This is a genomic window from Mycobacterium sp. NPDC006124, from assembly GCF_040614235.1.
GTDB lineage: Bacteria > Actinomycetota > Actinomycetes > Mycobacteriales > Mycobacteriaceae > Mycobacterium.
The window spans coordinates 404,115-422,108 of sequence record NZ_JBEXUA010000001.1 but is presented as its reverse complement, the minus strand read 5'-3'; the positions used below and the strand labels follow the sequence as shown (position 1 = coordinate 422,108).

The 17,994-nt window shown below is 68.4% G+C and carries 16 protein-coding genes and 2 tRNA genes; 5 read left to right on the top strand and 13 right to left on the bottom strand.

Features of this window, described 5'->3' with window-relative positions; translation table 11 throughout:
- Positions 1 to 13: 13 nt before the first annotated feature.
- The 3 genes from ABZ195_RS02005 to leuC form a co-directional block, all read right to left on the bottom strand.
- Positions 14 to 715, bottom strand: coding sequence for an HU family DNA-binding protein (locus tag ABZ195_RS02005; RefSeq protein WP_355214374.1), 702 nt, complete (start codon positions 713 to 715; stop codon positions 14 to 16).
- Positions 716 to 917: 202 nt separating this feature from the next.
- Positions 918 to 1,511 carry a 3-isopropylmalate dehydratase small subunit gene (gene leuD, locus ABZ195_RS02000; protein WP_355214372.1) on the bottom strand — a complete coding sequence of 198 codons (594 nt, stop codon included), beginning with the start codon at positions 1,509 to 1,511 and terminating at the stop codon, positions 918 to 920.
- Between the two features lie 9 nt (positions 1,512 to 1,520).
- Entirely contained in the window at positions 1,521 to 2,963 is a 1,443-nt protein-coding gene (gene leuC, locus ABZ195_RS01995) for a 3-isopropylmalate dehydratase large subunit (RefSeq protein WP_355214370.1), read from the bottom strand.
- 95 nt (positions 2,964 to 3,058) lie between these two features.
- Between leuC and ABZ195_RS01990 the strand changes: the two genes are divergently transcribed.
- Entirely contained in the window at positions 3,059 to 3,760 is a 702-nt protein-coding gene (locus ABZ195_RS01990) for an IclR family transcriptional regulator (protein ID WP_355214368.1), read from the top strand.
- 50 nt (positions 3,761 to 3,810) lie between these two features.
- Here the strand turns inward: ABZ195_RS01990 and ABZ195_RS01985 are convergent.
- The 4 genes from ABZ195_RS01985 to ABZ195_RS01970 all read right to left on the bottom strand — a co-directional run bounded on the left by ABZ195_RS01985 (position 3,811) and on the right by ABZ195_RS01970 (position 6,419).
- Positions 3,811 to 3,886: transfer RNA gene (locus ABZ195_RS01985), tRNA-Glu, on the bottom strand.
- An 84-nt stretch (positions 3,887 to 3,970) separates the two neighbouring features.
- Positions 3,971 to 4,045: transfer RNA gene (locus ABZ195_RS01980), tRNA-Gln, on the bottom strand.
- A 116-nt stretch (positions 4,046 to 4,161) separates the two neighbouring features.
- Positions 4,162 to 5,631 carry a glutamate--tRNA ligase gene (gltX, locus tag ABZ195_RS01975; protein ID WP_355214366.1) on the bottom strand — a complete coding sequence of 490 codons (1,470 nt, stop codon included), beginning with the start codon at positions 5,629 to 5,631 and terminating at the stop codon, positions 4,162 to 4,164.
- Positions 5,628 to 6,419: a fumarylacetoacetate hydrolase family protein gene (locus ABZ195_RS01970; RefSeq protein ID WP_355214364.1), complete on the bottom strand. Its 792-nt coding sequence runs from the start codon at positions 6,417 to 6,419 to the stop codon at positions 5,628 to 5,630. The genes gltX and ABZ195_RS01970 overlap by 4 nt, the downstream gene beginning before the upstream one ends.
- A 175-nt stretch (positions 6,420 to 6,594) precedes the next feature.
- On the opposite strand from ABZ195_RS01970, the gene ABZ195_RS01965 reads away from it, so the two are divergent.
- Positions 6,595 to 7,800 carry an MFS transporter gene (locus tag ABZ195_RS01965; protein WP_355214362.1) on the top strand — a complete coding sequence of 402 codons (1,206 nt, stop codon included), beginning with the start codon at positions 6,595 to 6,597 and terminating at the stop codon, positions 7,798 to 7,800.
- A 46-nt stretch (positions 7,801 to 7,846) separates the two neighbouring features.
- Positions 7,847 to 9,094: an amidohydrolase family protein gene (locus tag ABZ195_RS01960; protein ID WP_355214360.1), complete on the top strand. Its 1,248-nt coding sequence runs from the start codon at positions 7,847 to 7,849 to the stop codon at positions 9,092 to 9,094.
- Here the strand turns inward: ABZ195_RS01960 and ABZ195_RS01955 are convergent.
- From ABZ195_RS01955 to serA, 3 genes are read right to left on the bottom strand one after another with little or no spacing between them, the layout of a single operon-like run.
- Entirely contained in the window at positions 9,078 to 9,692 is a 615-nt protein-coding gene (locus ABZ195_RS01955; protein WP_355214358.1) for a hypothetical protein, read from the bottom strand. The two genes, ABZ195_RS01960 and ABZ195_RS01955, sit on opposite strands and share 17 nt — an antisense overlap.
- 38 nt (positions 9,693 to 9,730) lie before the next feature.
- Positions 9,731 to 10,738 (bottom strand): 3-isopropylmalate dehydrogenase, encoded by a 1,008-nt coding sequence (locus ABZ195_RS01950; protein ID WP_355214357.1) that lies wholly within the window; start codon positions 10,736 to 10,738, stop codon positions 9,731 to 9,733.
- Entirely contained in the window at positions 10,735 to 12,321 is a 1,587-nt protein-coding gene (serA, locus tag ABZ195_RS01945; RefSeq protein ID WP_355214355.1) for a phosphoglycerate dehydrogenase, read from the bottom strand. The genes ABZ195_RS01950 and serA overlap by 4 nt, the downstream gene beginning before the upstream one ends.
- Positions 12,322 to 12,373: 52 nt before the next feature.
- On the opposite strand from serA, the gene ABZ195_RS01940 reads away from it, so the two are divergent.
- Complete coding sequence (locus ABZ195_RS01940; protein WP_355214353.1) at positions 12,374 to 13,822, top strand: NAD(P)/FAD-dependent oxidoreductase; 1,449 nt, start codon at positions 12,374 to 12,376, stop codon at positions 13,820 to 13,822.
- Positions 13,819 to 14,481: an alpha/beta hydrolase gene (locus ABZ195_RS01935; RefSeq protein ID WP_355214351.1), complete on the top strand. Its 663-nt coding sequence runs from the start codon at positions 13,819 to 13,821 to the stop codon at positions 14,479 to 14,481. The genes ABZ195_RS01940 and ABZ195_RS01935 overlap by 4 nt, the downstream gene beginning before the upstream one ends.
- 55 nt (positions 14,482 to 14,536) lie before the next feature.
- Here the strand turns inward: ABZ195_RS01935 and ilvC are convergent, their stop codons facing one another.
- From ilvC to ABZ195_RS01920, 3 genes are read right to left on the bottom strand one after another with little or no spacing between them, the layout of a single operon-like run.
- On the bottom strand, positions 14,537 to 15,538 hold the full coding sequence (gene ilvC / locus ABZ195_RS01930) for a ketol-acid reductoisomerase (protein WP_355214912.1): 1,002 nt from the start codon (positions 15,536 to 15,538) through the stop codon (positions 14,537 to 14,539).
- A 52-nt stretch (positions 15,539 to 15,590) separates the two neighbouring features.
- A complete protein-coding gene (ilvN, locus tag ABZ195_RS01925) occupies positions 15,591 to 16,100 on the bottom strand; it encodes an acetolactate synthase small subunit (RefSeq protein ID WP_355214349.1) in 510 nt (169 codons plus the stop codon).
- Complete coding sequence (locus ABZ195_RS01920) at positions 16,100 to 17,971, bottom strand: acetolactate synthase large subunit (RefSeq protein WP_355214347.1); 1,872 nt, start codon at positions 17,969 to 17,971, stop codon at positions 16,100 to 16,102. The genes ilvN and ABZ195_RS01920 overlap by 1 nt, the downstream gene beginning before the upstream one ends.
- Positions 17,972 to 17,994: the final 23 nt, after the last annotated feature.

Genomic DNA, 17,994 nt, shown 5'->3' with positions numbered 1-17,994 from the left:
TCCGGGCTCGCTGCTACTTGCGGCCCTTCTTGGCGGGGGCCTTCTTGGCCGGCGCCTTGGTGGCGACGGTCTTCTTGGCCGGCGCCTTGGTGGCGGCGGCCTTCTTGACCGGTGCCTTCTTGGCCGGCGCCTTGGTGGCGGCGGTCTTGGCCGGTGCCTTGGTGGCGGTGGTCTTCTTGGCCGGTGCCTTGGTGGCGGTGGTCTTCTTGGCCGGTGCCTTGGTGGCGGTGGTCTTCTTGGCCGGCGCCTTCGTGGCGACGGTCTTCTTGGCCGGCGCCTTCGTGGCGACGGTCTTCTTGGCCGGCGCCTTGGTGGCGACGGTCTTCTTGGCCGGCGCCTTCGTGGCGGCCTTCTTGACCGCCTTCTTCGCGGCGGTCCTCTTGGCGGGCGCGGCGGTGGCACCGCGCTTCACGGCGGGGCCCTCCGACGGGAGACGCTGTGCGCCAGACACAACGGCCTTGAACTGAGCCCCTGGACGGAATGCCGGGACGGACGTCGGCTTGACCTTGACGGTCTCACCGGTGCGCGGGTTTCGCGCAACACGGGCGGCGCGGCGGCGCTGCTCGAACACGCCGAAGCCGGTGATGGTGACGCTGTCGCCCTTGTGGACGGCACGCACGATGGTGTCGACGACGTTCTCCACGGCGGCGGTCGCCTGCCGACGATCGGTGCCCAACTTGTCCGTGAGGACGTCGATGAGCTCTGCCTTGTTCATGCAAAACCTCCGAAGCCAGTGGCCCACCTTGAGCCAACTGAAAGCTACGGTAAACCTTTACACCGCTGATTTCCAAGAGCCACGCCCAATTTCAGGAATAGCTGGCGTCATTTTCGGCAATCGGGTTGCCCCACACCACCGGTGGTACGGCGGTCCCAAAATGGGCTTGCTGGGGGTGATTTCAGCCCCGTTCGGGTCGCTGTTAGGCCGAAACCGTGCGCGGCTTCCAGCTCGGCCGGCGTTCCTCGAAGGCCGTGATCTCATCCTGTTTGCGCAGCGTAAGGCCTATATCGTCGAGGCCCTCGAGCAGCCGCCAGGCGGTGTAGTCGTCAATCTTGAACGGCACCATGACTGTTCCCGCGTGGATGCTTCGATCTTCCAGATTCACAGTGATTTCCAGGCCCGGTTGCTGCTCGATCAACTTCCACAGGAGTTCCACATCGTCTTGGGCGACTTCGGCGGCCAAAAGTCCCGCCTTTCCCGAATTCCCGCGGAAGATGTCGGCGAAGCGCGAGGAGATCACCACCCGGAACCCGTAGTCCATGAGCGCCCACACGGCGTGCTCGCGCGACGAGCCGGTGCCGAAGTCAGGACCCGCCACCAGAACCGAACCCCGGTCGAACGGCGGGAGGTTCAGGACGAAGGAGGGATCGTTGCGCCAGGCGGAGAACAACCCGTCCTCGAAACCCGTTCGGGTGACCCGCTTCAGATACACCGCGGGGATGATCTGGTCGGTGTCGACGTTGGATCGGCGCAGGGGAACGCCGATGCCGGTGTGCGTGCGGAAGGCTTCCATGGCTGTCTCCTAGCGATTCTGGGGCAGGTCGGCGGGCGAGGACAGAGTGCCGCGGACGGCCGTCGCCGCGGCGACCGCGGGCGAGACCAGGTGGGTGCGCCCGCCCTTGCCTTGCCGCCCTTCGAAGTTTCGGTTCGACGTCGCCGCGCACCGCTCGCCCGGTGCGAGCTGATCGGGATTCATGCCGAGGCACATCGAGCAGCCGGCCTGGCGCCACTCGGCCCCCGCCGCGACGAAGACGTCGCCGAGCCCTTCGGATTCGGCCTGAGCGCGGACCTTCATCGACCCCGGCACCACCAGCATCCGCATCCCGTCGGCAATCCTTCGGCCACGCAGGATGTCCGCGACGACCCGGAGATCCTCGATGCGACCGTTGGTGCACGATCCCACGAAGACCGTGTCGATCGCGATGTCACGCATTGCGGTGCCCGGCTGAAGGTCCATGTACGCCAACGCCTTCTCGGCCGATTGACGCTCCCCCTCGTCGAACATCAGTTCTGGGTCGGGCACCGAGGCGCTCAGCGGAACACCCTGACCGGGGTTGGTACCCCAGGTGACGAACGGGCTCAACTCGGCCGCGTCGAGGTAGACCTCGGTGTCGAATTCGGCCCCCTCGTCGGTGCGCAACCGGGTCCACGCCTCGACGGCAGTGTCCCAGTCGGCGCCGGCGGGGGCATGCGGACGACCCTTCAGGTAAGCGAAGGTGGTCTCGTCTGGCGCCACCATGCCGGCGCGGGCGCCGGCCTCGATGCTCATGTTGCAGATCGTCATCCGGCCCTCCATCGACAGCGCTTCGATGGCGCTGCCGCGGTATTCGATGACGTAGCCCTGCCCGCCGCCGGTGCCGATCTTCGCGATCACGGCGAGGATGACGTCCTTGGCGCTGGTGCCGGGGGGCAGTACGCCGTCGACGTTGACCGCCATGGTCTTGAAGGGGCGCAACGGCAGCGTCTGCGTGGCGAGCACGTGCTCGACCTCGGAGGTGCCGATGCCCATCGCCAGGGCGCCGAACGCGCCGTGGGTAGAGGTGTGGCTGTCACCGCACACGATCGTCATGCCCGGCTGGGTGAGACCGAGCTGCGGTCCGATGATGTGGACGATGCCCTGCTCGGCGTCGCCCATCGGGTAGAGCCGGACGCCGAATTCGGCGCAGTTGCGTCGCAAGGTCTCGACCTGCGTACGCGAGATCGGATCGGCGATCGGCTTGTCGATGTCCTTCGTCGGCACGTTGTGGTCTTCGGTCGCGATCGTGAGATCGGTACGGCGAACCGGGCGCCCCGCCAACCGAAGTCCGTCAAACGCCTGCGGGCTGGTCACCTCGTGGACCAGGTGCAGGTCGATGTAGATCAGGTCGGGTTCGCGCGCGGCGTCCTGGCCGGCGCCGTGGGCCACGACGTGGTCGGCCCACACCTTCTCGGCCATGGTGCGCGGCGTGTCCGGGTTTCCAGTCATGGCTGTCCACATCCCTTCGGGCGACGGGCAGAGGGCGCTGCCGTCGCGCGGGTCTCAGTACGGCGTCCCATCATTCGGGACGCTAGTATCTCCCTATGAGACACGATAGCGGTATCGGCGTGCTCGACAAAGCGGTGGGCGTCTTGCACGTCGTCGCCGAGTCTCCATGCGGTCTGGCGGAACTGTGCGAGCGCACCGGTCTGCCGCGGGCCACCGCCCACCGGCTGGCCGCAGGTCTCGAAGTGCACCGACTGCTGGCCCGCGACGCCGACGGGCGATGGTGCCTCGGCCCCGCGCTCAACGAACTCGCCGGCCGGGTCGACGACCCGCTGCTCGCCGCGAGCGCGGCGATCCTGCCCAGGCTTCGCGAAATCACCGGCGAGAGCGTGCAACTGTATCGACGGGAGGGCACGTCCCGGGTGTGCGTGGTGGCCTTGGAACCACCGGCGGGACTGCGCGACACCGTGCCCGTCGGCACCCGCCTGCCGATGACGGCCGGTTCGGGGGCCAAGGTGTTGCTCGCCTACAGCGACCCGGCCACCCAGCAGTCGGTGCTGGCGACGGCCAAGTTCACCGACCGCACGCTGGCCGAGGTGCGCAAGCGGGGCTGGGCCCAGAGCGCGGCCGAGCGGGAACCCGGCGTGGCGAGCGTCTCGGCGCCGGTGCGTGATGCTCGTGGTGCGGTGGTGGCGGCGATCTCGGTGTCCGGACCCATCGATCGCATGGGCAGGCGGCCCGGCGCTCGGTGGGCGGCCGACCTGCTGGCCGCGGCCGATGCGCTCACCAGGCGGCTCTGACCCCTCGACGACGAAAGGCGCCTACCCCGAAGAGTAAGCGCCGTCATGTCTGGTACCCCCGATGGGATTCGAACCCACGCTACCGCCGTGAGAGGGCGGCGTCCTAGGCCGCTAGACGACGGGGGCTAGAACTAATTCCGGTTGGTCAGCATAGCTCAGGAGAACGACGTCGACCTAATCGTCCGACGTCGCGCGCCGACCTTCCGAAATTGGCTGGGGTACCAGGACTCGAACCTAGAATGGCGGTACCAGAAACCGCTGTGTTGCCAATTACACCATACCCCAATCGACGCCATAACCGCTGATCACGGGCGTCTCGCCGGGTCATCACCCGCTGGAGTTCACCAGCGCGTGCAATCACCGACCGACGAGCACACTACCAAAGATTTCGGCGCCCGATTTCACGCCTGGGCCGACGCGTGGTCCCGCCCGCCCCGCAGTCGGGCCACGCTGCGGTCCCGGCCCAGCAGTTCCATCGACTCGAACAGCGGCGGGCTGACCGAGGCGCCGGTGACCGCCACCCGGATCGGGCCGAACGCCTTACGCGGCTTGAGCTCGAGACCGTCCAGCAACGCGGCCTTCAGCGCCGCTTCGATGCCCTCGGTGGTCCACTCGGGGACCGCCTCCAGCGCCTCCAGGGCGGCGTCGAGCACGGGCACTGCGTCGGCGCGCAACTCCTTGGCGGCGGACTTCTCGTCGAGTCCGTAGGACGCCTCGTCGAAGAACTTCAGCAGATCCCACGCGTCGCCGAGCACGACGATCCGCGTCTGCACCAGAGCGGCCGCCTCGGCGAAACCCGCGTCGTCCAAGCCGGTGTCGTGGCCGTGCACGACGAAGTACTCACGCAGTCGCGCGGTGAAGTCCGCGGCGTCGAGCATTCTGATGTGCTCGGCGTTGATGGCGTCGGCCTTCTTCTGGTCGAAGCGGGCGGGATTGGAGTTGACGTTCGCGACGTCGAAGGCGGCCACCATCTCGTCGAGGCTGAAGAGGTCGTGGTCGTCGGCGATCCCCCACCCCAGCAACGCCAGGTAGTTCAGCAGTCCCTCGGGGATGAAGCCACGATCGCGATGCAGGAAGAGATTGCTCTGCGGATCGCGCTTGGACAACTTCTTGTTGCCATCCCCCAAGACGCTTGGTAGATGGGCGAACTCGGGCACGCGCTCGGCGACGCCGATGCGGATGAGTGCTTGGTACAGCGCGATCTGCCGCGGAGTCGACGGCAGGATGTCCTCTCCGCGCAGGACGTGGGTGATCTTCATCAGGGCGTCGTCGACGGGGTTGACCAAGGTGTAGAGCGGATCCCCGTTGCCGCGGGTGATCGCGAAGTCGGGCACCGTTCCGGCGGCGAACGTGGTCGGACCGCGGACCAGGTCGACCCACGACAGATCCTCGTCGGGCATCCGCAACCGCAGCACGGGCTTTCGCCCCTCGGCGACGAACTGGGCACGGTCGGCCTCGGTCAGGGCCCGGTCGTGGTTGTCGTAGCCCAGCTTGGGATTGCGACCGGCGGCGACATGGCGAGCCTCGACCTCCTCGGGAGTGGAGTAGGCCTCGTAGACCTCGCCCGCGGCGAGAAGCCGTGCCACGACGTCGCGGTAGATCTCGCCGCGTTCGGACTGCCGGTAGGGCGCGTACGGTCCGCCGATCTCCGGACCCTCGTCCCAATCGAGCCCGAGCCACCGCAACGCGTCGAGGATGGCTGCGTAACTGTCCGCGCTGTCCCGGGCGGCGTCGGTGTCCTCGATGCGGAACACGAAGGCGCCACCGGTGTGGCGCGCATACGCCCAGTTGAAGAGCGCCGTACGCACCAGGCCCACGTGAGGGGTACCCGTGGGCGACGGACAGAACCGGACTCGCACCGCGGCGGTCATGACTTGCCCTTGCGCACAACGGGATTGGTGAGCGTTCCGATGCCCTCGACGGTGATGCTCACGGTGTCGCCGTCCTCGATGGGGCCGACACCCTCCGGCGTACCGGTCAGGATCAGGTCACCGGGCAGAAGGGTCATCACGGCCGAGGCCCACTCGATGATGGCCCCGATGTCGTGGATCATCAGCGAGGTTCGGCTGTGTTGCCGCACTTCACCGTTGACCTCGGTGCGCAGATCCAGGTCGAACGGGTTGACGTCGGTGTCGATCCACGGGCCGACCGGGCAGAAGGTGTCGTGCCCCTTGGCGCGCATCCACTGCCCGTCCTTCTTCTGTTGATCGCGCGCCGACACGTCGTTGGCGATGGTGTACCCGAGGATGTTCTCGGCGGCCTTCGACGCGGGGACGTCCTTGCATGGCCTGCCGATGACGGCGGCCAACTCGCCCTCGTGGTGGACCGGATGGGCGTCGGCGGGAAGTTGGATCGGCACGTTGGGCCCGATGATCGCGGTGTTCGGCTTGAGGAAGATGACCGGATCCTCCGGCGCGACGCCGCCCATCTCGGCGGCGTGCGCCGCATAGTTCTTGCCCATGCACACCACCTTGCTGGCCAGGATGGGCGCCAGCAGGCGGACGTCGGCCAGCGGCCAAGACCGGCCGGTGAAGGTTGGGGTGCCGAAGGGATGCTCGGCGATTTCTCGGGCTCGTGCCTCGAGGGCACCGTTCGCGACGTCACCTTCGATGCTCACGAAGGCGACCCCATCTGGACTGGCAATTCGACCGAGGCGCATTTTTCAAGCCTAGGACACCGCCCGCGGTCGGCACGCCGCACGTCATTGCGCGCGCGGGGCAGGCGGCCATGGGGACGGGTCCAGCCAGTCGGACTGCGGCACCGACGAGATCAAGCGTTCTCATATAGTGAGATACATATTCGGCATGGTGGGATCGCCGTGCCACGATGGAGGGATGTCCGAACTCGTCGGGACTGCGCGTCGCTGGTCGATGCTGGTCATCGCGCTCACCACTACCCTGTGTGCCAACGTCTTCATCAACGGGGTGGCCTTCCTCATCCCGACCCTGCACGTCCAGCGCGGCCTCGACCTGGCCCAGGCGGGACTGGTCTCCGCGCTGCCCAGTTTCGGGATGGTGGTCACGCTGATCGCCTGGGGCTACCTGGTCGACATGTTCGGTGAACGCCTCGTGCTGGCCGTCGGGTCCGCGTTGACCGCCGCCGCAGCCTTCGCGGCGGCCTCGGTCGACTCCCTGGTCGCCGTCGGCGTCTTCCTGTTCCTCGGCGGCATGGCGGCCGCGAGCAGCAACTCGGCCAGCGGACGCCTGGTCGTCGGGTGGTTTCCGCCCCACCAGCGCGGCCTGGTGATGGGCATCCGCCAGACGGCGCAGCCCTTGGGAGTCGGGTTGGGCGCGTTGGTGATTCCGCAACTCGCCCAGGGCAGGGGGGTATCGGCGGCACTCATGTTCCCCGCGATCGCATGCGCCGCGGCGGCCGTGGTGAGCGCGGTCGGCGTCGTCGACCCACCCCGTCCGCCCCGGGCGGAGGCGCCCGCCGAGGACCTGGTCAACCCCTACCGCGGGTCGTCGACGCTGTGGCGCATCCACGCCGTCTCGGTGCTACTCGTTGCACCGCAGTGCGTGGTGTGGACGTTCACCCTGGTGTGGCTGATGACCGACCGCGGATGGTCGGCGGCCTCGGCGGGTGCGATGGTCACCTTCGCCCAAATCCTTGGCGCGGCGGGCAGAATCGCCGCCGGCAGGTGGTCGGACAAGGCGGGTTCGCGACTGCACCCCATCCGCACCATCGCCATTGGCGCGGCCGTCGCGATGGCCCTCCTCGCCGCGACGGACCTGATCCACTCTCCGCTGTCCATCGTGGTGATGGTCGCGGCATCGGTCATCACCGTGTCCGACAACGGCTTGGCGTTCACCGCGATCGCCGAACTGGCGGGTCCGTTCTGGAGTGGCCGCGCCCTGGGCACGCAGAACACCAGCCAACTGCTGACCGCAGGCATCGTGCCGCCCGTATTCGGCGCGCTGATCACGGTGGCCGGTTACCCGTTGGCGTTCGCGGTATGCGCGTTGTTCCCGCTGGTGGCGCTTCCACTCGTGCCCGTGGACGCCGATCCGCTGCGAGCTCGGCGGTCACCCGCCGAGTGACGGGATCCCTTGCCAAGACCTGGACCGACTGGTGAAGTCGAACTCGATGTCATCGCTACTCCTTCGCAACGCCACTCTCGTCGACGGCACCGGGAGCCCTCCGGTTCCGTCGGCCGCGGTCCTGGTCGACGACGGCAAGATCGCCTGGGCCGGCGCCGAGGCGGACCTCCCCACCGGGCCGTCCGCCGACCGGCCGACGCCAGTCGACCTGGCCGGCAACACGATCTGCCCCGGATTCTTCGATTGCCACGTCCACCTCGGGCTGCCCGGCGCGGGTGGGCTACCCCTGGACCGCATCCTGCATCCGTTGTCCTATCACTATTTTCAGCTCGTAGAACGCCTACGGATCACGCTGCACAACGGTGTCACCACGGCCCGGGACCTCATGGGCCTCGACGCCGGGGTGCGCCAAGCCGTTGCCGACGGACTGGTCGCGGGACCGCGGCTGCTCGTCGCGATCGACATGATGAGCCAGACGTCCGGACACGCCGACTTTCACCTGCCCTCCGGCGTCGACCTGACCCCGCTGGTGGGTGGCTCGCTGGTCGACAGCGTCGACGAAGCGCGCCGTCGCACGCGGGAACTCGTCGCCGCCGGTGCCGACGTCCTCAAGATCGCCTCCAGTGGCGGCATTGCGTCACCCAGCGATCAACCCGAATGGCTTGGCATGCGCACGGAGATGATCGCCGCCGTGGTCGCCGAGGCGAAGGCCTACGGAGACAAGCCCGTCGCCGCCCACGCCATCGGCTACGCCGGGATCGAGGCCGCCGTGGAGGCGGGCGTGACGAGCATCGAACACGGATACCAGCTCGACGACACCTTGCGGAAGCGGATGGTGGATCAGGGGATCTTTCTCGTACCGACGCTCCTGGAGACGATGTCGGACGTCACCGTGTCGCCCGCGGCGCGCGAGAAGAGCGCGCGCTGGCATCGGATGGCCCACGAGGCGGTGGCGGCGTCGGCGGCCGCGGGCGTCAAGATCGTCGTCGGCACCGATGCCGGGCTGAGCCCCGACCATGGCACCAACCTGCAGGAGCTCGGTCTGCTGGTGCGATTCGGTGGCCTCACGCCGATGGAGGCGATCGTCGCGGGAACGCGGACGTCGGCGGAACTCTGTGGGCTGGCGGACGTACTCGGTACCGTCGAGGCGGGAAAGATCGCCGACGTGGTGGTGGTCCGCGGTGACCCGCTGGCCGACGTCGAATCCCTTGGCAAGCCGGAGAACATCCTCCTGGTGATCAAGGACGGCGCCGTCGCCGTCGACCGAGGCGGTTTCCTCACCGCGACGGCGTGACGGCCGCCCGCGGCAACACCAGCAACGCGGCGGCGAGGAAGCACAGCGCCCCGAGGAAGGTGCCGAGGTTGGCGAGCGCCTCGTCGGCGACCGTCCCGGTCCGGTAGACGAACGCCCCGACGGCACTCGCCGCGAAGGCGATGCAGCCGATCATGTTGACCCACTGGGCCTGCCAGTCGCGTGAGTCCGGCCGCCAGCGACCAACGCCGGCCGAGACCGCGAGGACGCCGAACACGGCACTGACCAGGAATGCGAGCGACCCGGTGGCATCCGGCGCCCACACCAGTCGGCGCTCGGCCATCACGGCGTGCGCCCACACCGCCGCCCCGGTGCTGACGTTGAACAGCACGGTGCCGCCGAATTGGACGGCGGCCGAACGCCATTCGTCAGTGCCCTCGGGCCCCGCGAGCACCAGCTGAATCCAGGCGGCGCTGGTGAAGAACCAGGAACCCACGAAGCACAGCGCATTGGCCGCACCCGCCCCGGCGACCGCGGAGAATCCGGGCACCGTCGCGGCGGCGAAGAAACTCGATCCGACGACGAACAGCCAGCATTGGTGGGTGAGGGTCACCGTCGACGCCAGGCCGGTCCTCGCCATGGCCAGAACCTACCTCGAACCGGGCGTGCGCCCGTCGGTCAGAGCAGACCCACGATGCGGTCGCCGGTCTCGGAGGTGGAGAGCGTCGCGCCGTCGAGCGTCGCGAGGTGCTTGGCGACGGCGGCGTCGACGCGAGCGGCCGCGGCGTCTTCACCAAGGTGGGCCAGCAGCAGGGCCACCGACATGACCGCCGCGGTGGGGTCGGCGATGCCCTTGCCGGCGATGTCGGGCGCACTGCCGTGAACCGGTTCGAACATCGACGGGTTGGTGCGCGTCGCGTCGATGTTGCCGCTGGCGGCCAGCCCGATGCCGCCGGAGACCGCCGCCGCGAGGTCGGTGATGATGTCGCCGAACAGGTTGTCGGTGACGATCACGTCGAACCGGCCCGGATCGGTGACCATGTGGATCGTGGCGGCGTCGACATGCTGGTAGGCGACCTCGACGTCGGGAAACTCCCGACCCACGTCCGCCACCACTCGCGACCACAGCTTTCCGGCGAAGGTCAGCACGTTGGTCTTGTGCACCAACGTCAGGTGCTTGCGCCGCTTGGCGGCTCGCGCGAATGCGTCGCGGACGACGCGCTCGACGCCGAACGCGGTGTTCAGGCTGACCTCGGTGGCCACCTCGTGCGGCGTACCGACGCGGATCGCGCCACCGGTGCCCGTGTACGGGCCCTCGGTGCCCTCGCGCACGACGACGAAGTCGACGTCGACGTCCCCCAGCGGGCTGGTGACCCCGGCGTGCAGCTTGGACGGGCGCAGGTTGACGTGGTGGTCGAGCTCGAACCGCATCCGCAGCAGCAGGCCGCGTTCGAGCACGCCGCTGGGTACCGAAGGATCTCCGATGGCGCCCAACAGGATTGCGTCGTGAGTGCGCAGCTCGTCGACGAGACCGTCCGGCATCACCTCGCCGGTGGCGTGATAGCGCCGGGCGCCGACGTCGTAGGTCGTCTTCTCGGCCCCCGGCGCGACGACGTCGAGCACCTTGAGTGCCTCGTCGACGACCTCGGGTCCGATGCCGTCACCGGCGATCACGGCCAACTTCATGTCAGGTCCACCAATTCCAGGGTCGTGGCGCTGACGTCCGCGCCGAGGGCGGTCAACACGTCGCCGGGGACCTGGCGGTCCAGCCGCAACATGATCGTGGCGCCCTCGCCGTCGGCGTCCTGACTCAGTTGGGCGGCAAGGATGTTGACACCTTCCCCGCCCAGCCTCGTCCCAATCGTGCCGAGCGCCCCGGGAACGTCGCTGTAGTTGATGATCAGGTTCACGCCCTCGGCGCGCAGATCGAGGTTGCGACCGTTGATCTGGACGATCTTCTCCACCTGCCGCGGGCCCGACAGGGTGCCGGTCACGTTGACCGTCGAGCCGTCGGCGGCCACGGCCCGCACGTCGACGACGCTGCGGTGGTTGGGGCTCTCGGGCTCGGTGTCGATGCTGGCCTCGACGCCGCGTTCGGACGCCAGCGCCGGAGCGTTGACGAAGGTCACCTGGTCTTCGATGACGGCGGAGAACAGACCGCGCAGCGCCGAGAGCTTCAGCACCTCGACCTGTTCGGAGGCAAGCTCGCCGCGCACCTGCACGCACAGGTTGGTCGGCAGCTCGGCCGACAGCGCCCCGACGAGCAGCCCCAGCTTGCGCACCAGGTCCAGCCAGGGGGCGACCTCTTCCCCGACCACGCCGCCGCCGACGTTGACGGCGTCGGGGACGAACTCCCCCGCCAGAGCCAGCCGCACGCTGGCCGCGACGTCGGTGCCGGCGCGATCCTGCGCCTCGGCGGTCGACGCGCCCAGGTGCGGGGTGACGACCACCTCCGGCAGCTCGAACAGGGGGCTGTCGGTGCACGGTTCGGTGGAGAAGACGTCGAGTCCGGCGCCACGGACGTGACCGCTCTTGATCGCGTCGGCCAGCGCCTGCTCGTCGATCAGTCCACCGCGGGCGGCGTTGACGATGATGACGCCGGGTTTTGTCTTGGCCAGGGCGTCGGCGTTGATGAGACCCGCGGTCTCCTTGGTCTTCGGAAGGTGCACGGAGATGAAGTCGGCGCGCCCGAGCAGCTCGTCCAGCGGCAGCAGCTCGATGCCGAGTTGCGCGGCGCGGGCCTGTGAGACGTAGGGGTCGTAGGCGGTGATGTGGGCACCGAACGCGGCCAGGCGCTGCGCGACGAGCTGTCCGATGCGGCCCAGACCGACCACGCCGACCGTCTTACCGAAGATCTCCACACCGGAGAACTTCGACCGCTTCCAGGTGTGCTCGCGCAGCGTCGCGTCGGCCGCCGGGATCTGGCGGGCCGCAGCCAGCAGCAGCGCCAGCGCGTGCTCGGCGGCGCTGTGGATGTTCGAGGTGGGTGCGTTGACCACCAGCACGCCGCGTGCGGTGGCGGCGTCCACGTCGACGTTGTCGAGGCCGACACCGGCGCGGGCGACGATCTTCAGCTTGGGGGCCGCGGCGATGACCTCGGCGTCGACGGTCGTCGCCGAGCGCACCAGCAGCGCGTCGGCTTCCGGGACCGCGGCCAGTAGCTTCTCCCGGTCGGGGCCGTCCACCCACCGCACCTCTACCTGGTCTCCCAGGGCGGCAACGGTCGATTCGGCGAGTTTGTCGGCGATCAAGACAACGGGCAGGCTCACGCGGACAGCGTAGTGGGCTCTAATTGAGTGATGCAGGGCAGGAGCGGTTCCAGTGCGCAGTAGCGAGATAGCAGACGTCACGGTCGTCGGCAGTGGGCCCAACGGCCTCAGCGCAGCCGTGATCTGTGCCCGGGCCGGGCTGGCGGTGCGCGTCGTCGAGGCTCAGCCCACCGCGGGCGGCGGCGCTCGGACGATGCCCGACCCCGAGTATCCCGGCGTCAGCCACGACATCTGTTCGGCGGTGCATCCGCTGGCGCTGGCCTCACCGTTCTTCGCCGAGTTCGATCTTCGGGCCCGTGGTGTGCAACTGGCCGTACCCGACATCGCGTACGGCAATCCGCTGCCGGACGGGCGCGCCGCGATCGGCTACACCGACCTACGCCGGACCTGCGAGGAGCTCGACGGCGGCGCGTCCTGGCGGCGTCTACTCGGCCCACTGGTGGCCAATTGGGACGGTGTGGTCGGCCTGATGCTTGGTGACAAGCGTTCGATCCCGCCGTCGATCGGCGCCGCACTTCAGGTCGGTCCACGGCTGCTCGCGCAGGGCACGCCGCTGTGGCGCAGCCTGAGCGGCGACGACGCCCGCGCCCTGTTCAGCGGCGTTGCCGCCCATACCATTTCGCAAATGCCGTCGCTGGTGTCCTCCGGTGCCGGCTTGATGCTGGCGACGCTCGCGCATTCCGTGGGATGGCCGATCCCGGTCGGTGGGTCCCAAGCGATCCCCGACGCCCTGATCGCCGATCTCCGTTCCCACGGCGGCGAGGTGGTCGTCGGCGAGGAAGTCACCCGTCCTCCCAAGGGGGTCGTGCTGTACGACACGGCGCCGACCGCGCTTCTGGACGTCTACGGCGACGACCTGCCGTCGAGGTATGCCAAGGCGCTGCGTCGCTACCGATTCGGACCTGGCGTCGCGAAGGTGGACTTCGTCTTGTCCGGCGAAATCCCCTGGCGCGACGAACGATTGGCCCACGCGCCGACGCTTCACCTCGGTGGCACCCGCGCCCAGATGGCGCTCGCCGAGGACGAGATCGCCCACGGTCGCCTGGCCGAGTGGCCGATGATCCTGGCCGCGCTCCCCCATCTCGCGGATCCGGGCCGCGTCGACGCCGACGGACGACGGCCGTTCTGGACCTACGCCCACGTGCCGGCCGGTGCCGAGGTCGACATGGCCGAGACGGTGACGAGGGTCGTCGAACGCTTCGCGCCCGGGTTCCGCGACGTGGTGGTCGCCGCCCGCAGCGTGCCCGCCTCGCGGCTGGCCGACCACAACGCCAACCTGGTCGGCGGGGACATCGGCGTCGGCGGCAACAACATGTTCAGCGCACTCACCGGACCGACGCTGCGCCTGGACCCCTGGTCGACTCCGATCCCGAAGGCCTACCTCTGCTCGTCGGCCGCCCCTCCCGGCGGAGGCGTCCACGGGATGGCCGGCTACTACGCCGCCCGCACGATGCTGCGCCGCGAGTTCGGCATCACGACGTTGCCCAAACTGGCGCCGTGACGACGTTTCTGCTGGTGCCCGGCGGTGGATGCGACCCGTCGTGCTGGCGTTTGGTGGTCGACGAGCTGGCGCGCCGGGGGCACCGCGGGATCGCCGTCGACCTTCCGTGCGAAGACGAGTCGGCCGACCTGGAGGCCTATGCCGACGCCGTGGTTCGGCAGCATCGCGACGACGGGGAACCGCCGGTGGTGGTCGCGCATTCCTTTGGTGGCTTCACCGGCGCGCTCGCGTGCACTCGGATGGAGGCGGCGGCGCTGATCTACGTGCCGGCGATGATTCCCCGCCCCGGGGAACGCCCGGGCGACTGGTGGGTTGCCACCGGGTGTGCCGCCGCCCAGCGCGCCGCGGCTCAGGCCGGCGGATGGGACGTCGACGACGAGAACGCGCTCTACTACAACGGAGTCGACGAGGCCGTCGTCGCCGCGGAAGTCCCACGCGGGCAGTCCGACACACCGACGCTGAAGCCGTGGCCGTCCGAGCTGCCGCGGGTCAGGACGAGGTTCGTGCTGTTCGCCGACGACAGGTTCTTCCCGGCGGACTTCATGCGTGGCGTCGTCGCCGACCGGTTGGGCGTCGAGCCCGCCGTGACTCCGGGCGGACACATGGCCATGCTGTCGCACCCGGTGGAACTGACCGAACGACTCCTCACCCCGACATGACTTCGGCGCGCGAACGATCGCTGAGCGAACGTTCGCGCGCCGAATTCGGGTGTTGCTAAGCCGTCTCGGTGATCGGCCGGTCGACCCAGCTCATCAGGTCGCGCAGCTTCTTGCCGGTGACCTCGATGGGGTGTTCGGCGTTCTCCTTGCGCAGCTTCTCGAGGCGCTTGTTGCCGTCCTCGACGTTGGCGACGAGTTCGCGGACGAAGGTGCCGTCCTGGATGTCCTTGAGGATGGCGCGCATGCGCTCCTTGGTGTCGGCGTCGATGACACGCGGACCGGACAGATAGCCGCCGAACTCCGCGGTGTCGGACACCGAGTAGTTCATCCGCGCGATGCCGCCCTCGTACATCAGGTCGACGATCAGCTTGAGCTCGTGCAGAACCTCGAAGTAGGCCATCTCGGGGGCGTAGCCCGCCTCGACCATGACCTCGAAGCCGACCTTCACCAATTCCTCGGTGCCGCCGCACAACACGGCCTGCTCACCGAACAGGTCGGTCTCGGTCTCTTCCTTGAACGTGGTCTTGATGACGCCGGCGCGGGCGCCACCGATGGCCTTGGCGTAGGACAGCGCGAGCGCCTGACCCTCGCCAGTGGGATCCTGGTCGATGGCGATCAGGCAGGGCACGCCCTTGCCGTCGACGAACTGACGACGAACCAGGTGGCCCGGCCCCTTGGGCGCGACCATGCCGATGGTGATGTTCTCCGCCGGTTCGATGAGGTCGAAGTGGATGTTCAGGCCGTGGCCGAAGAACAGGGCGTTGCCCGCCTCCAAGTTCGGCTCGATGTCGTTCTTGAAGATCTCCGCCTGCGCGGTGTCCGGGGCAAGCAGCATGATCACGTCGGCCCACTTGGCGACCTCGGCCGGAGTGTCGACCTCGAGGCCCTGCTCGGTGACCTTCTCGCGGGACTTGGAGCCCTCCTTGAGACCGACCTTGACCTCGACGCCCGAGTCGCGCAGCGACAGCGAATGCGCATGCCCCTGGCTGCCGTAGCCGATGACGGCGACCTTGCGTCCCTGGATGATCGACAGGTCTGCGTCGTCGTCGTAGAACATTTCAACTGCCACGTTATTTCCTTCTCTTCGTTCGTATTTCGTCGAAACTTGGTTACTTGGTGGTGACGATGCCGCGCGGACCGCGCGAGAGCGTCACCATGCCGGACTGCGCGATCTCCCGGATACCGTAGGGCTCGAGGAGATTCAGCAGCGCCGTCAGCTTGCCAGGCGTTCCGGTGGCCTCGACCACCAAGGACTCGGCAGAGACGTCGACGACCTTGGCGCGGAAGAGATTCACCGCCTCGATGATCTGCCCCCGGGTGGTGGCGTCGGCGCGGACCTTGATCAGCGCCAGCTCACGAGAGACCGAGTTGTCCTCGTCCTGCTCGACGATCTTGATCACGTTGATCAGCTTGTTGAGCTGCTTGGTGATCTGCTCGAGCGGGAAGTCCTCCACCGAGACGACGATCGTCATCCGGGACAGGTTCTTCTGTTCGGTGGCACCGACGGCGAGGCTCTGGATGTTGAAGCCACGCCGGGAGAACAGCGACGCCACGCGGGCGAGGACGCCTGGCTTGTCCTCGACGAGCACCGACAAGGTGTGGGTCTTGATGGTTCCCATCAGGCGTGCCCCTCGTTGCCCTGGTCGTCGAACAACGGCCGGATGCCCCTGGCCGCTTCGATCTGGTCGTTGCTCATGCCGGCGGCCACCATCGGCCACACCTGCGCGTCGGCACCGACGATGAAGTCGATCACCACCGGACGATCGTTGATCGCCCGGGCCTGGTTGATGACGTCCTCGACGTCTTCGGCTCGCTCGCAGCGCAATCCGACGCATCCGAGCGCCTCGGCGAGCTTGACGAAGTCGGGGATGCGGTGGCTGTGCGTGGACAGGTTGGTCTGGCTGTAGCGCTCTTCGTAGAACAGCGTCTGCCACTGCCGCACCATGCCCAGGTTGCCGTTGTTGATCAGCGCGACCTTGATGGGCGCGCCCTCGACGGCGCACGTGGCCAGTTCCTGGTTGGTCATCTGGAAGCAACCGTCGCCGTCGATGGCCCACACCTCGGCCTCCGGACGAGCGAACTTCGCACCCATCGCGGCGGGCACGGCGTAGCCCATGGTGCCCAGGCCGCCGGAGTTGAGCCACGTCTTGGGCTTCTCGTACTTGACGAACTGCGCGGCCCACATCTGGTGCTGCCCAACGCCCGCCACGTACACCGCGTCCGGACCTGCGATCCGGCCCAGTGATTCGATGACGAATTCCGGGCTGAGGCTGCCGTCGCTCTGCGGTCCGTAGCTCAACGGGAACGTCTCCTGGACGCCCTTGAGATACCCCCACCACTCGTCGAGGTCCAGCGTTGTGGAGTCGGTACCGTCGCGGCGCAGCGCGTCGAGCAGATCGGAGATCACGTTCTTCACGTCACCCACGATCGGCACGTCGGCGTTGCGGTTCTTGCCGATCTCCGCGGGGTCGATGTCGGCGTGGATCACCTTCGCGTCGGGTGCGAACGAATCCAGCTTGCCGGTCACGCGGTCGTCGAAGCGGGTGCCCAGCGCGATCAGCAGGTCGCTCTTCTGCAGCGCACCGACGGCCGCGACGGTGCCGTGCATGCCGGGCATTCCGAGGTTCTGAGAGTGACTGTCGGGGAACGCGCCCCGGGCCATCAGCGTGGTGACCACCGGAATACCGGTCAGGTCGGCGAGTTCCAGCAGTTCGGCGGAGGCCTCCCCGCGGATCACGCCGCCGCCGACGTAGAGCACCGGCTTGCGGGCCGCGGCGATCAGCTTGGCGGCCTCTCGCACCTGCCGGCTGTGCGGCCGGGTGTTGGGCTTGTAGCCGGGCAGGTCGATCTTCGGCGGCCAGCTGAACGTGCACTGGGCCTGCAGCACGTCCTTGGGGATGTCCACCAGCACGGCGCCCGGACGGCCGGTCCGGGCGATGTGGAACGCCTCGGCGATCTGCTGGGCGATGTCGTCGCCGTGGCGAACCAGGAAGTTGTGCTTGGTGATCGGCATGGTGATGCCGGAGATGTCGGCTTCCTGGAACGCGTCGGTGCCGATCAGCGCGCGGCCGACCTGCCCGGTGATCGCGACGACCGGGATCGAGTCCATCTGCGCGTCGGCCAGCGGGGTCACCAGGTTGGTCGCGCCCGGCCCGGAGGTGGCCATCATGACGCCGACCTTTCCGGTGGCGTGGGCATAGCCGCTGGCGGCGTGGCCGGCGCCCTGTTCGTGACGGACCAGCACGTGGCGCAGCTTGACCGAGTCGAAGAGCGGGTCGTAGACCGGCAGCACGGCACCGCCGGGGATGCCGAAGATGACGTCGACGTCGAGTTCCTCGAGTGAGCGGATGACGGCCTGAGCGCCCGTCATCTGTTGCGGCGCAATCTTTCTCGGCTGCGCCGCCGGGGTGGCTTCGCGGGTGGTGGGGCCAGCCGGTGTGCCGTTGGGTCGGGTGCCCGGCTCCGGTGGCCGCGTGGTCGGTGCGCTCACGATGTCCTCTACGTCTTCAAGTG

Bases quoted from the DNA above. Each gene is read 5' to 3' on its own strand.
- ABZ195_RS02005 (WP_355214374.1), bottom strand. From the start codon at position 715: ATGAACAAGGCAGAGCTCATCGACGTCCTCACGGACAAGTTGGGCACC.
- leuD (WP_355214372.1), bottom strand. From the start codon at position 1,511: ATGGAAGCCTTCCGCACGCACACCGGCATCGGCGTTCCCCTGCGCCGA.
- leuC (WP_355214370.1), bottom strand. From the start codon at position 2,963: ATGACTGGAAACCCGGACACGCCGCGCACCATGGCCGAGAAGGTGTGG.
- ABZ195_RS01990 (WP_355214368.1), top strand. From the start codon at position 3,059: ATGAGACACGATAGCGGTATCGGCGTGCTCGACAAAGCGGTGGGCGTC.
- gltX (WP_355214366.1), bottom strand. From the start codon at position 5,631: ATGACCGCCGCGGTGCGAGTCCGGTTCTGTCCGTCGCCCACGGGTACC.
- ABZ195_RS01970 (WP_355214364.1), bottom strand. From the start codon at position 6,419: ATGCGCCTCGGTCGAATTGCCAGTCCAGATGGGGTCGCCTTCGTGAGC.
- ABZ195_RS01965 (WP_355214362.1), top strand. From the start codon at position 6,595: ATGTCCGAACTCGTCGGGACTGCGCGTCGCTGGTCGATGCTGGTCATC.
- ABZ195_RS01960 (WP_355214360.1), top strand. From the start codon at position 7,847: ATGTCATCGCTACTCCTTCGCAACGCCACTCTCGTCGACGGCACCGGG.
- ABZ195_RS01955 (WP_355214358.1), bottom strand. From the start codon at position 9,692: ATGGCGAGGACCGGCCTGGCGTCGACGGTGACCCTCACCCACCAATGC.
- ABZ195_RS01950 (WP_355214357.1), bottom strand. From the start codon at position 10,738: ATGAAGTTGGCCGTGATCGCCGGTGACGGCATCGGACCCGAGGTCGTC.
- ilvC (WP_355214912.1), bottom strand. From the start codon at position 15,538: ATGTTCTACGACGACGACGCAGACCTGTCGATCATCCAGGGACGCAAG.
- ilvN (WP_355214349.1), bottom strand. From the start codon at position 16,100: ATGGGAACCATCAAGACCCACACCTTGTCGGTGCTCGTCGAGGACAAG.